The organism is Chroococcidiopsis sp. [FACHB-1243], from assembly GCF_014696895.1.
Lineage (GTDB): Bacteria > Cyanobacteriota > Cyanobacteriia > Cyanobacteriales > Chroococcidiopsidaceae > Chroococcidiopsis.
The window spans coordinates 25,213-37,319 of the sequence record NZ_JACJQX010000052.1; the positions used below are offsets into that span (position 1 = coordinate 25,213).

The following is a 12,107-nucleotide window of genomic DNA, read 5'->3' on the forward strand; positions in this document are numbered from 1 at the left end:
AAGGAGATACAACTATGCAATCCCTCAGTTCTCAAGCCTGGAAAACTATTTCGCATCACCTTCGATTTCTCAAGGCAATGAAAGCCTTCTTCTTCCTACTTTTCGAGCCAGAAAATTTAGATACTGTTGATGAATTAAGCCACTGCTTGATACACAGTCGTGCTTTTGAGTTAGCAGCAGAGGCAATGAAGGCAAATCCAGAAGTAGCAGCAATGTTAAAAGAACGCTACATTGCTCCAGCTCACGATCTTGACGCGCTATTGCAATATCCTCAAGATTCTCTTGGCTATGCCTACGCTTCTAGTTTGAAACAACAAGGATTCGATCGCATCGATCCCGAAGTGCAAATAAATACCGATACCAGCTACATCGAATATCGTTGGCAGCAGACTCACGATATTTGGCACGTTATTACAGGTTTTGGTACGTCAGAAATTGCTGAAATTGGTTTGCAAGCATTCTACTTGGCACAATTTCGGTTGCCTTTGGCTGGTATGTTGATTGCCAATGCTTTAGTTAGTACCACGCTGATGCATCCAGAGGAACTACCCCAACTACTCCAAACCATCGCTCAAGGTTGGAAAATGGGTATGTATGCAAAACCCTTTCTTGCTCAAAAATGGGAAGAGGCTTGGGAAAAACCTGTATCGCAGTGGCGACAGGAATTAAACGTACAGGCGATCGCTTTTGCAGCCCCTTTTTCATAACGAACGTTCGATATTATGCGATGGTGATACCAAGTTGCGTTCAAAGTAAGATTTTGTGTTACGCAAAGACGCAAAGACGCAAAGACAAGAAGATCGTGCATAGTTTTCGACTTCTGACTTTTGACTTCTCAATCACACCAATGTCAAACCAATTTTGTCCCCTGTGGTTCCGACTGCTGAGAAAAATGTATCCCTGGCTACCCCTAGCTGCTACGATTTGGCGAATTATATTTTTCAAAAGTAGCCAAAGACAGCGAGAACATCTACGTTTTTGGATGTTAGTTATCAAGATTGATTTTGCCAATTTAATCGCACTGGCGATCGATCTTTGCCAGCCGGAATATTGGGCTTAACATCATTGAGAGCGTTAAATTTAAGCCTTAAGAGAGATATTTTAGCTCGGAAGTCAAAGTCTATCTTTTAGATACTTTCAATTATCGGCGAGCGTGAAATCATTGCAGTAGAGGTGAAAAACTAAATTGTAGAGATTTTAGCCATGACAGAAGCAAAGCGGCGGCTTGGATTTGAACAAGAGTTTTTCCTCGTCGATCGAACTGGGGCAATTTCTCATCGTGCCGATGAGTTTTTATCGCGCTGTCAGGCGATCGCAACTGAAAAAGGCAGCAATCCAGATTGTTTTGCACCTGAATGGGTTAAGCATATTGTTGAAATTAATACAAACCCGGTCAATTCAGTTACTGAACTCGCTCAAGAGTATTTCAGTAATTTGCAAATAGCACTCCAGGCGGGGCAAGAATTGGATTTGAGACTCTATCCCTTGTCTACTTATCCCTTGCATGTCATGCCGATAATTCGTAATAAGCTGTGGTATCACGTTCAACTGCGTACGGTGGGGTACGATCGCTTCTTACATGCAGGCAGGTGTACGGGTACGCACATACATTTAGAAGTAGCACCAGGGGCGATCGATCCGCGTATAGGAGTATCTTACGACGCTACTCCAGCAGCCAAAGCAGAAATCTTGAATCTCTTCAATCTAGCGACAGCGTTCGATGCTGCACTGATCGCGCTTTCTCGCGCTTGTCCGTTTTACGAAGGAAGGGGAATGAATGTTTCAGCGCATACCGTACATTACCGAGGACGAGATGTTTTCGGCTGGGAGGGAGTTTACACCAATCTACAAGCCGTGGGAGGACTTCAGCCTTACGTCCATAGCGTAGAAGAATTGGTAGAGTTGCAGTTTGGGCGCTATCATGCTTGGTTGGAAGCGATGGATCGTGCTGGAGTAGAACGCCACCTGTTTTTTGAGGCGGGAGGTAGCATGTTAAAAACGGCATGGAATCGCGTCCGACTCAATAAAATCGGAACGATCGAATTACGCGGTACAGATAGTAACTATCCCGATCGCATATTGGCGATCGCAACATTAGTGAGTAACGCCGCCGCCAGAGTCAGACGCGAGAATTTAACCGTCAGACCAAAAGCAGGAGTCAAGACTTTTCAATTAAATGGCGATCGCTTGTACGTGCCAGAATTTGAATATTTAGATAACGATCTACTCTATGCATCTGTAACCGAAGGAGTGAAAAATCGCGAAGTTAAAGATTATCTCAATTCCATCTTTGAATTTGCGACACAAGACGGTGAAAATATCAATTTATTAACTAAATTTCGTTCCGATCTCGGTGAATATCAAACTACAGAAGCAGAACTGTTACAAGAATTCCACCCTGCTACAGGCGAAATTTCTCCAGATGAAGGACTGAGACTTGTACGTCAGTCGTGCGATAAGTTAGAACAACAAGTTGCAGCTGTAAGTCGTAAGTCGTAAGTTGGAATTAACTAGTCACTGATAAATGGTGAGGTGATTTAACACCCCGCAACACGTCTAAAAAAGTAAATACCGCTGGAGTTAGCAGCGTATTTGCTAGCACAGCTACTCCAATGGTTCTTTCTAATGGTACTGGCAAACTACACGCATGTACGGCTGATGGGATTGGTTCTGCTGCTAGCCGTGGCATAATTGTTGCGCCTAAACCTTGTAATACCATGCTGACAACAGTAGAGTCTTCGTTAACTTGGTAAGCAACCTGATTATCGATCCGAATACTTGCGCTTAGCAGGTGGTTGCGAAGCGTGGTAAAACACGCATTATTGGTACTAGGAACGATTAAAGGATAAGCAAATAATTCTTCCCAAGTACACTGATTCTGCCGCAAATTAGCAGATGGTGGTAGTAGAGCGACATATTCATCCCGCAAAATTTCCCAAGTCTCAAATTCCGCACTGGTAGGGAGGTGGGTAAAGCCTACATCAGCTTGACCTTCCCGCAAAGCTTTTTCTACGTCCAAGTGGTCGAAATATTCTAAAATGTCGATCGCAATTCCTGGACTACGACGGCGAAATTGGGCGATCGCAGACGGTAAGATATGGGTAGCTGCACTCCGTATACAAGCAACTCTGACGCTACCACTCTGCAAGCTTTTTTCCGATCTGGCTGCTGCAACCATCTCTTCCAATAGCTGCAAGATTTTTTCAGCATAACCGATGACCTGTTCTCCTACAGGTGTGGGAGATGCGCCTTGCCGACCGCGAGAGAATAATAAGATGCCTAATTCGTCTTCTAATGATGCGATCGCGTGGCTGACTGCTGATTGAGACAAGTCCAAGCGTAAAGCCGCTTCACTAAAATTACCATATTCGGCTACTGCCAATAATGCTCGCAGTTGGGAGAGTTTGATCTGACTATTGTTAAGCTCAAGCATGACTCCAACGATAAATGATGGATGAATTTGGCTCAATGCCACCCATTCATAACTTACCTTATTTTCGAGCTATCGATTTTATTCATACAACTATGCATAGATTGCTTTGTCATCAGAATTAGTAGTTGTTAGATTAGATTTGTGCCGCAAAAAAAGACTTATTTTTACTTTCAATTACCTTGAACTATGAAAGCTAATTGCGATTACTTAATTCCCCGTGGAAATGAAACAACTGACCGTAAATCTCAAACTAAATTTATTGTGGCAAAGCCAAACGACTATGCCAAGGTTTCCAAACTTTTTCAGCACTTATTTGCTTGGTTATTTCAAGGCAACGAACTACAAGTAAAGCAACGTCGTGACCGCCAAGGCAATACATGGTGGCAAGCATTCGATCCAAATACAAATGAGTCAACAAGCTTTGGTTCTGAAGCAGAAATGCGTTCTTGGATCGAGCAAAGATATTACCGCTAATTTTGTCAAAAACTGTAATTAATTTAGGAGAACAACATGAGAGACACTTCTTATCAACATGGCGATCGCACTCCCGTTAGCTATAAACAGCAAGCCTACAATATTGCTAAAAAAAGCTATTATTCCGTGCGGCATCTAATTGTCGAATTCTGGAAATTCAGTAACTATTATGCAGAGTACAAAGCTAGAATGAGAGGACAATAAAAGCATTTTTCAATTAGGTAAAACAGACGATCTATAGGGGCGCACAGGTGTGCGTCCCTACAAGCGTCACCCACGCAATCGAGAATTTCTAGAAAAATTATCAAGCTCGATCTCATGACAAATTGGCTCAGCTAAAACCATCGAGCGATTTCTGTACGATGCTACTACAACATTCTATATATTAGACTTGAGAATATACTGAATAAAGTTGGTAGTTCATCTGTACTTATGGCAATTAATACTTCTCAATTGCAGCAGGCGATCGAAACTGTAGAAGCTTTATCAATCGACGAGCTAGCAGTGTTGCTAGAAATTACACAAAAAAGACTCTTACAACAACAGCGATCGCAACTTTTACGGGAGATTGTAGCAGCAGAACAAGATGACGCTCAAGAAAACGTAAAGCGTGGTTCAGCCGGAGATTTTTTAGTAGAAGTGGATAATTTTTTACTGAGGATTGCACCTAGAAGTAAATACAAAAAGAATTGAACTAATAAAGCGATAAATTGACTACTCGATAGAGTCATCCACAGTTTATACTAACTCTAGAAAGTTCCATACACCTAGAGTTAAATTGAGTTGCTGTCTCTTGTCGCCCACGAATGCAAGTTTTATGTGCCGAAAATTACCGCTTGTTTTAATCGGAATCTTGCTAATATTTCTGACAGCATGTAGCAGCACTCCAATCGTAGTCCCGAACAATCAACTAGTGCAAAAAGCTTTAGCGGTTCAATTATTTCAATTACAACAACAAATAAGCCAAAAACTCCAACTATCTACCCCACTTAAACTAGAAATCGATCGCCTGCGAATACAAGAACAGCAACAACTCAAAATCGGTAGCTTACTAGCATATCGAATTATCGGAACTTACGATCGCACCTTACAAATCTCTCAACGACGGATAACACAAGACAATAATCCATTCGAGGTCTACTTACAACTTCAGAAAGAGGGGAAAACCTGGCGTTTAGCAATTCCTCAAACTACTGATGAAGATCAAATTCAATCTTGGCGTACTTATTTGATTGATGGGTGGTAGTTGGTAATTGGTAATTGGTAGTTGGTAATTGGTGAAAGGCGCTCTTGCGCTCTTGCGAGTGGTAAATTTTGAATGCGTGAATTCCGAATTCCGTTCACGTAGTGTAGCGTCAGCGTTTATTCCGAATTCTCCCTGCTTCCTACTCCCTTAATTGCGACTTACGACTTACGACTTACGACTCATAACATGGCATCATGTTATACGGAAACGGCTACAGGAAAGGAAAATAATGCGCCGACAACGCTTGTTCCTACTACCGATCGCCTGCATTGGTATAGTTGGCTTCGGAATAACTGGTTACAGTCTCACTACCCAAACTAACGCTCAAACTCAAACAATTGCCCAAGATACGCAAGCGCCACTACGCGAACCAGATGTCGTCTACGTACCTACACCCCAAGAGACAGTAGACGAGATGCTCAAAGTTGCTAAGGTGACTAAAAATGATACGCTCTACGACCTTGGTAGTGGCGACGGACGCATCCCAATTACTGCTGTACAAAAATATCAAGTGAAAAAGGCAGTTGGGATAGACATCAACCCAGAACGGATTAAAGAAGCAAAGGAAAACGCTAAAAAGGCAGGCGTAACAGACCGCGTGACGTTTCTCAATCAAGACCTATTTAAGAGCGACTTTAGCGATGCAACTGTCGTAACGCTTTATTTGTTGCCCGAACTTAATGTTAAGCTCAGACCGCAGCTATTTAAACAGCTCAAACCAGGGACTCGTATCGTGTCTCATGCTTTTGATATGGGCGATTGGAAACCAGAAAAAACTTTGCAGACTCCAGGCGGTTCTACAATTTATTACTGGGTAGTTCCTAAAGAAATTCCTAAGAATTTAGGTGATGGTTAAATTTAATGGCGTTACACGCTGCAAAAATTAGGATTTCGTAAAGTAGGGGCGCACAGTTGTGCGCCCCTACCTAATTTTGCGCCCCTACCAATTTTATATACACCTACCAATTTTTATGAGGATTTCTCAAACTATACTTCACCACCTCGCGATCAATTTCTGGGTGAACGTACTTTAATTCAAACTTTAACCCTGCTTTTTCCATCACCCGGGTAGAAGCTCGATTTTCTGCCAGTGCAGAAGATACGATGCACTGAGTCTCTAATTCGGCAAAGCCTTTTGAGACGAGGGTACGAGAACCTTCAGTGGCGTAGCCTTTACCCCAAGAAACTCGACTCAAACGATAACCCAATTCGATTTCATCAGCATGAAATAATTTTGAACTAACATTAAATTGACTATCTAATGCTGGTCGTAAATGAAACCAACCGATGAATTCTTGACTCGATTTTTCAATTGCCACCCAAAATCCATAACCTGGATATTGTTGATAATATTGCATCCACTTTGGTAAGAGATTGTTTTGATATTTTTCATAACTTTTCTCTAGAGGCTCACCACCTTTGATGATACCTAGATCTACATAACGAATAACTTCAACGTCGCTATCTAAATCTAATAAGTTTTGCGCATCATCCAACGTAAATTGGCGGAGAACTAGTCTAGGAGTTTCCAAAAAAACTTTCATCAGAAATTTCACCATCGCCGCACTGCACCTGCAACTAATAATTCAATTTGGTACAAGGCGTGTTCGCTCGTCATAAATAAAGTCTTACCGTCTTCCCCACCAAAGGCAAAATTAGAAATGGCGCTCGGGGTCAAAATTTTACCTAGTAGTAAACCTGTAGGAGAAAAAATGTGAACTCCATCGCCGCAACCTGCATAAATATTGCCATTAGCATCTACGTCAACACCATCAGCTCCCCAATCATTGTTATCAATTTGACAAAGCTTTTCTCCAGCACAAAGAGTCCCATCTGAGTTAACTGGAAAAACCCAAATATAGCGATCGCCTGCCGCTGAGTTACCTACATATAGCTTCGTTTCATCTGGAGAAAAAGCAATGCCATTTGGCATACTCAAATCTTGAATAACTACTGTTAATTCTTGTGTTTTCGGAACGTAGCGAAATATGCCATTAAAGTCAATTTCCTGAGTTCTATCACCCAAACCATAAGGTGGATCGGTAAACCAGATCGTCCCATCCGATTTAATTTCCAAGTCATTTGGTGAATTGAACCGCTGACCTTGAAAGCGATCGCATAAAATTGTCCGGCGATCGTCTTTATCTGTAATACTTATTGCCCGCGTTTCGTGTTCGCAAGTATAAAGATTACCCACAGAATCAAGCACATTGCCATTTGGCTGATAACTGGGTTTGCGGTAAGTTTGCAACCCTTGAGTTTCACTCCAAGATTTATGTTCGTCTGCCCCAGTATCGCTAAAAATGAGTTGTTGATGCTGCTTGTCCCAAACTGGTCCTTCGCCAAAAAGCATTCCATCAGCAAGTTCGATCGGTTCGGTATTGGCTGCTAATATGCCTGAAATTTCAGTATTTTGGTTATTAGCGTTCATATTAGAGAGTAGCGAGTAGTAAGTAGAGAGTAGTGACTAGTGGCTAGACATAAAACTCCACCTACTTATCAACTACCATCTACCAACTACCAATTACCAATTACCATCTACCAATCTTAATCTTGCATTGCCAGCACCCCAGTTGGTAATGATGGCTTGAGCAATCCATTGAGTAAAGACGCTGGGCGATCGCCATAGGGCCAAGCAAAAGCATGGCGGAAGGCTGCATCTTGACAAGCTTGCAATTCGTCAAAGTCAATAATATCCAACGTCAGCAGATTTTCATACTCAAATGGCAACCGGACATTGTGCAATCCGGCGTTATCCGTGCAGATGGCAATATCTACCCCAGCATCCAAACAACGATCGAATACCAACTTCAACTGGCGCATATCCTGTAGGGTTCCCGTCTTTAAATAAGTTGTAGGGCAAACCTCTAAACATTGCTGCCTGCTGGCTAAATCTGGTAACAGTTCGGGATGCAGCAGGGGAATTTGGATACCGTGACCGATCCGCATCAGATAGGGCAACACTTCGGGATAACAACCTGCGGAAGTTTCATATAAGTGTCCCGTGGTATTTAAACCAAGCGATCGCGCGTAGGCATACAATTGCACGAACTCTTCTAGGCGTTCTGCATAATGTCCATCGCCACCAGCGACATCCACAGCACAGACATACTCTCGTTTTTGGGCAGCCAAGTCCACAATTGCCCGATTTACCTCATAGGGTAGCCGCGAATGCATACACAAAATTTGGCTAGTGACAATCGGATATTCGGAAAGTTGGCTTGCTTTGCCTACCACGTCAACAATCTCCGCCATCTGTTCGATCCGTTGGGATTGAGTTAAATGCTCCGACGTGCGTAAATATGGCGTGTAGCGAATTTCTAAGTACGCCAAATTTTCAAAAATATACGCCCCACGAATCAAGCGATAGACAAAGTAAGGCAAAGTCTCAATTGTTTGCACGCTCTCAACTAAAGTGTGCAATTCTAAATACTCGTCCAACGTGTTGCGGGGACGGGTATAGAAATCTTCAAACGCAGCATAGTCAGCAAACCGCTCGATTTTGTCGTCAGCGTGACGCTGGAAATAGCGCCAGAGTACGCGAGGCACGACCGAACCCCCCAAGTGGCGGTGCAATTCAGCGTATAGAGCCACAATACCTCTCTTAATTATTCTTAACAATATCTATGGTTATTATCAAAGATAGCAATTTTGTCCAGCAGTCGGAAGTTTGCTGGAATACTAGAAAGAAGTCGTAAGTCGTAAGTCGTAAGCTGCAATTACTAGCCACTGATAGTTGACCGTGCAGGGTTTACGGCAGCGTCACGATGGTGAACCAAAAGTTTTCAATCGACTGCACGATTTTGACAAAGCGGTCAAAGCCAACTGGCTTAGTAATGTAACAATTGGCGTTGAGATTGTAGGCGTTGAGTATATCTGTCTCAGCTTGAGAAGCTGTCAGTACGATCGCAGGAATGCGCTTGAGGTTGGGGTCTGCTTTAATCTCTGCTAGTACTTCTCGCCCATCCTTTTTAGGCAGATTGAGATCGAGCAAGATTATATCTGGAAGTTTTTCTTTAGCATACTTTTCCTCTTTTCGCAAGAATGCTAATGCTTCTACACCGTCCTCAACTACGTGCAAGTTTACAGACATTTTGCTTTCTTCTAAAGCCAATTTAGTCAACTGCACGTCACCAGAGTTATTCTCTACCAACAAAATCTCAATTGGTACAAATAGCACAGTAGAATTTACCAGAATTCACAAATTAACAACTGATAACTTTGTAGAGAGGTTACAGGTAACCTCTCTACAAAGTTATCGGTCAAAGACAAGTCACGCCACTACCGTTAATGTTTTCCTCAACTTTTATACTTTTGACGGAGCTAATGGAGTCTAGTCTTTTAGATTCTTCGATAATTCTCTCTCTCAAGTCATCCTCCAGTAAAGCTCTCTGTTCGTTTAAATCAAAATTGTTGTCGTTGGTGGAGTGCGATCGCTCTGATAGCTGCGTCTCCAGGCTGGGAGGAGACGGCAAAGGATCGACTAATGGTAAGCTAATTTCTACAGTAGTCCCTAAACCGATACCAGGGCTACTGAGGGCAATGCGACCCCCCATTAATTCAATTAAATTGCGGGAAATTGCCAATCCTAAGCCAGTTCCGCCTAGCTTGCGGGTAGTAGTACCATCTACCATGGCGAAGGGACGAAAGAGCTTGTGTTGCTGAGCCGGATCGATTCCCAGTCCCGTATCCTCTACAGCCACAGTGACCCAAAATGTAGTACTGCCATCTTGTACGGGTTGGGCAGTAATTTCTAGTTTGATGCTGATGCTGCCGCGATCGGTGAACTTGACAGCGTTACCTATAACATTGATCAGCACTTGCTTAAGTTTGGCAGCATCGGCATGAACTAGCAGCGGTTCTTGCCACTCTGTAGCGATCAGTTGCAGCCCTTTTTGTTGGATTTGTACCTTTTGTAGGTCTATCGCTTCTCGTGATACTTGCCTTAAATCGAGCGCTTCCGTGACGACTGAGAGTTTACCAGCTTCAATTCTGGCAATGTCGAGCAAATCGTTAATAATGCCTAATAAGTGAATTGCTGCCTCATCAGCCCGTGCCAAAAACTCTAGTTCTTCGGTGCGATCGTCGCAGCAGCCATCGCGGACGAGGCGAATACATCCGATGATGGCATTGAGAGGGGTGCGTAACTCGTGGGAGGTATTGGCTAAGAATTCACTTTTCATCTGGTTGGAAGTTTGGGCTTCTTGCCAAGCGGTTTCTAATTCTGCTGCCGAAGCATTTAGCCGTCCTAGCATTTCTTCCAAGGCTTCTGCTAGCTGTTCTACCTCGCGTACTTTGAAATTGTGCGGGACTCTCTCGGCAGCGTGGTGGCTTTGGAGGTTGAGGGCGTAGTCCCGTAGTCTTTCTAAAGGTCTTGCTAAATCACGAATGATATGTAGTGCGGCGATTAAGGTCGCTACTAACAAACCGATGGTCAGTACGACAAGGATAACTTTAATTTCTTGCAGTCCGTACAGGGCATGATCCAGACGGGTAACGGCTAAAATCAGCCAGTATCCGTTGGCTCGATCGATCGGACTGGGAATGACGTTATAGCCCGCTAGCAAATCGGGACCGTTGCGATCGAACGACAAGTGGATAAAATCTTGGCGCGTGCGTCCGGCGATCGCATTTTTGAGCAGATGTTGTAGTTGTCCTGCATCTTGCTCTTGCGCGACGTTGCGTCCAATACGGTTAGCGATTGGGTGGGCTAAGATCGTGCCGTTGCGATCGATCACGACGGTGGAGCCAGCCAGCAATCCTGGTCGATCTCGTTCTCTTTTGTACAGTGCCGATAATACGTTGAGGCTGTAGGTCAATCGCCCGCTACTGTTGTACACGGGAGCCGATAAAACTAATTGTAGTTGTCCTAGAGAGCGTTGAGGATCTAGCGATGCGGATAGCTGTAGCGATCGCCGCCCGTCAATTTCCACTAGTGGCTGGACGCGAATCAAAGGCGAGATTTTTTGATTTTGCTGCTGTTGCCAAGCGGGATCGGCTTTAGCAGAAGCAATTCGAGTATTACCACAAGTACTGGCTACCAAATTACCTGTGCCGATCTCAGTCACCTGCAAGCACTGAGTATTTGGCAGCGTTGACGCTAACTGTTGAAGAAACTCCCGAGCCTGTGCAGGCGAACCAGTTCGGATGACGGTGGTTTGACTTGCCAGCAGCAGGTTTGATTTCAATGCCGCGATCGCGTTGCTGATATTTTCTCCCTTGTTCACCGCACTTTCAGTTAAATTCCAGCGCGCAGTTTCTAGCAAGCTAGAACGTGCTTTCCTGAAAGTCACCGCTTCGCCAATTAACAATACTGGTACGGTCAGCAGCAGTATTCTTGCAAGTAAGATACGACGAAATGAGGATTGACTGGGCTTAGCCATGGAAGCTCCCTCAAAATAGATGCAAGACCCTCTAGTAATAGCTTGCTAGCAAACAGATTAGTTTTAGCATTTAAATACCATTAAACGCGATCGCTGCCAAGCAAATTCCGTCAACACCTTTGTCTGATTTAACAAATCATACAAAGCAAAGTTCGAGATTTACGGATGCCGATCTCAATAACGTTCTTGCTGTTTTCGACATTTTCACAGCATATCTAAAAGCTCTAGCTGCTACCATGTAAGTTGTATAAAAAGATTCGTTGGTTAATCATAAGAAATGTTTTATCTTTAAACATTAACTCAAAATTAATTAAAGTGTGACTTTTTACGCTAAAACTTCCGGCAGATTTTGCCAGCGCAGAGACCAGTGTTTTCTACTAAGTAAGCTGTCATGAAAAAACCAAACTATGTAAAGATAGATAAATCTGGAAAAGACGCAGAACAAATGTATTAGGGAAGCGAGTAAAATGGGCGCTCGTTTAAGGGTATTTCTGACTCGTGAGCAAGACAAAACTCTATTAAACTTGAGAACTGCGGATGTACCACAAAAAGTCAAAGATCGAGCAGAGAT

The 12,107-nt window shown here is 43.4% G+C and carries 14 protein-coding genes; 8 read left to right on the forward strand and 6 right to left on the reverse strand.

Features of this window, described 5'->3' with window-relative positions; all coding sequences use genetic code 11:
* The first annotated feature begins 14 nt into the window (after nucleotides 1-14).
* The 3 genes from H6G17_RS27720 to H6G17_RS27730 all read left to right on the forward strand — a co-directional run bounded on the left by H6G17_RS27720 (nucleotide 15) and on the right by H6G17_RS27730 (nucleotide 2,499).
* Nucleotides 15-707, forward strand: coding sequence for a Coq4 family protein (locus H6G17_RS27720; protein ID WP_192161784.1), 693 nt, complete (start codon nucleotides 15-17; stop codon nucleotides 705-707).
* Nucleotides 708-847: 140 nt separating this feature from the next.
* Nucleotides 848-1,060: a hypothetical protein gene (locus H6G17_RS27725; RefSeq protein ID WP_192161785.1), complete on the forward strand. Its 213-nt coding sequence runs from the start codon at nucleotides 848-850 to the stop codon at nucleotides 1,058-1,060.
* Nucleotides 1,061-1,203: 143 nt separating this feature from the next.
* Nucleotides 1,204-2,499: a glutamate-cysteine ligase family protein gene (locus tag H6G17_RS27730; RefSeq protein ID WP_192161786.1), complete on the forward strand. Its 1,296-nt coding sequence runs from the start codon at nucleotides 1,204-1,206 to the stop codon at nucleotides 2,497-2,499.
* 7 nt (nucleotides 2,500-2,506) lie between these two features.
* On the opposite strand, the gene H6G17_RS27735 is transcribed toward H6G17_RS27730, so the two are convergent.
* Nucleotides 2,507-3,433: a LysR family transcriptional regulator gene (locus tag H6G17_RS27735; RefSeq protein WP_192161796.1), complete on the reverse strand. Its 927-nt coding sequence runs from the start codon at nucleotides 3,431-3,433 to the stop codon at nucleotides 2,507-2,509.
* 186 nt (nucleotides 3,434-3,619) lie between these two features.
* Here H6G17_RS27735 and H6G17_RS27740 point away from each other — a divergent pair, with 186 nt between their 5' ends.
* The 5 genes from H6G17_RS27740 (at nucleotide 3,620) to H6G17_RS27760 (ending at nucleotide 6,009) form a co-directional block, all read left to right on the forward strand.
* On the forward strand, nucleotides 3,620-3,907 hold the full coding sequence (locus H6G17_RS27740) for a hypothetical protein (RefSeq protein WP_199317048.1): 288 nt from the start codon (nucleotides 3,620-3,622) through the stop codon (nucleotides 3,905-3,907).
* A 36-nt stretch (nucleotides 3,908-3,943) separates the two neighbouring features.
* Nucleotides 3,944-4,111, forward strand: a complete 168-nt coding sequence (locus tag H6G17_RS27745) for a hypothetical protein (RefSeq protein ID WP_192161787.1) — start codon at nucleotides 3,944-3,946, stop codon at nucleotides 4,109-4,111.
* A 228-nt stretch (nucleotides 4,112-4,339) separates the two neighbouring features.
* Nucleotides 4,340-4,600 carry a hypothetical protein gene (locus H6G17_RS27750; protein ID WP_192161788.1) on the forward strand — a complete coding sequence of 87 codons (261 nt, stop codon included), beginning with the start codon at nucleotides 4,340-4,342 and terminating at the stop codon, nucleotides 4,598-4,600.
* 124 nt (nucleotides 4,601-4,724) lie between these two features.
* The gene (locus H6G17_RS27755; protein ID WP_192161789.1) at nucleotides 4,725-5,153 is read left to right on the forward strand and encodes a hypothetical protein; all 429 of its coding nucleotides are present in this window, start codon (nucleotides 4,725-4,727) and stop codon (nucleotides 5,151-5,153) included.
* A 229-nt stretch (nucleotides 5,154-5,382) separates the two neighbouring features.
* Complete coding sequence (locus H6G17_RS27760) at nucleotides 5,383-6,009, forward strand: class I SAM-dependent methyltransferase (protein WP_192161790.1); 627 nt, start codon at nucleotides 5,383-5,385, stop codon at nucleotides 6,007-6,009.
* Between the two features lie 103 nt (nucleotides 6,010-6,112).
* On the opposite strand, the gene H6G17_RS27765 is transcribed toward H6G17_RS27760, so the two are convergent.
* From H6G17_RS27765 to H6G17_RS27785, 5 genes are all read right to left on the reverse strand, one after another.
* Entirely contained in the window at nucleotides 6,113-6,697 is a 585-nt protein-coding gene (locus tag H6G17_RS27765; protein WP_242038624.1) for a GNAT family N-acetyltransferase, read from the reverse strand.
* Between the two features lie 8 nt (nucleotides 6,698-6,705).
* Nucleotides 6,706-7,584 carry an SMP-30/gluconolactonase/LRE family protein gene (locus H6G17_RS27770; RefSeq protein WP_192161792.1) on the reverse strand — a complete coding sequence of 293 codons (879 nt, stop codon included), beginning with the start codon at nucleotides 7,582-7,584 and terminating at the stop codon, nucleotides 6,706-6,708.
* A gap of 116 nt (nucleotides 7,585-7,700) precedes the next feature.
* The gene (locus tag H6G17_RS27775) at nucleotides 7,701-8,747 is read right to left on the reverse strand and encodes an adenosine deaminase (protein WP_192161793.1); all 1,047 of its coding nucleotides are present in this window, start codon (nucleotides 8,745-8,747) and stop codon (nucleotides 7,701-7,703) included.
* 157 nt (nucleotides 8,748-8,904) lie between these two features.
* The gene (locus H6G17_RS27780; RefSeq protein WP_192161798.1) at nucleotides 8,905-9,351 is read right to left on the reverse strand and encodes a response regulator; all 447 of its coding nucleotides are present in this window, start codon (nucleotides 9,349-9,351) and stop codon (nucleotides 8,905-8,907) included.
* 64 nt (nucleotides 9,352-9,415) lie between these two features.
* Entirely contained in the window at nucleotides 9,416-11,536 is a 2,121-nt protein-coding gene (locus tag H6G17_RS27785; RefSeq protein ID WP_192161794.1) for a hybrid sensor histidine kinase/response regulator, read from the reverse strand.
* Nucleotides 11,537-12,107: the final 571 nt, after the last annotated feature.

Excerpts from the sequence above, each read along its gene's own strand:
- H6G17_RS27720 (WP_192161784.1), top strand. The coding sequence starts at position 15 with ATGCAATCCCTCAGTTCTCAAGCCTGGAAAACTATTTCGCATCACCTT.
- H6G17_RS27725 (WP_192161785.1), top strand. The coding sequence starts at position 848 with ATGTCAAACCAATTTTGTCCCCTGTGGTTCCGACTGCTGAGAAAAATG.
- H6G17_RS27730 (WP_192161786.1), top strand. The coding sequence starts at position 1,204 with ATGACAGAAGCAAAGCGGCGGCTTGGATTTGAACAAGAGTTTTTCCTC.
- H6G17_RS27735 (WP_192161796.1), bottom strand. The coding sequence starts at position 3,433 with ATGCTTGAGCTTAACAATAGTCAGATCAAACTCTCCCAACTGCGAGCA.
- H6G17_RS27740 (WP_199317048.1), top strand. The coding sequence starts at position 3,620 with ATGAAAGCTAATTGCGATTACTTAATTCCCCGTGGAAATGAAACAACT.
- H6G17_RS27745 (WP_192161787.1), top strand. The coding sequence starts at position 3,944 with ATGAGAGACACTTCTTATCAACATGGCGATCGCACTCCCGTTAGCTAT.
- H6G17_RS27750 (WP_192161788.1), top strand. The coding sequence starts at position 4,340 with ATGGCAATTAATACTTCTCAATTGCAGCAGGCGATCGAAACTGTAGAA.
- H6G17_RS27755 (WP_192161789.1), top strand. The coding sequence starts at position 4,725 with ATGTGCCGAAAATTACCGCTTGTTTTAATCGGAATCTTGCTAATATTT.
- H6G17_RS27760 (WP_192161790.1), top strand. The coding sequence starts at position 5,383 with ATGCGCCGACAACGCTTGTTCCTACTACCGATCGCCTGCATTGGTATA.
- H6G17_RS27765 (WP_242038624.1), bottom strand. The coding sequence starts at position 6,697 with ATGAAAGTTTTTTTGGAAACTCCTAGACTAGTTCTCCGCCAATTTACG.
- H6G17_RS27770 (WP_192161792.1), bottom strand. The coding sequence starts at position 7,584 with ATGAACGCTAATAACCAAAATACTGAAATTTCAGGCATATTAGCAGCC.
- H6G17_RS27785 (WP_192161794.1), bottom strand. The coding sequence starts at position 11,536 with ATGGCTAAGCCCAGTCAATCCTCATTTCGTCGTATCTTACTTGCAAGA.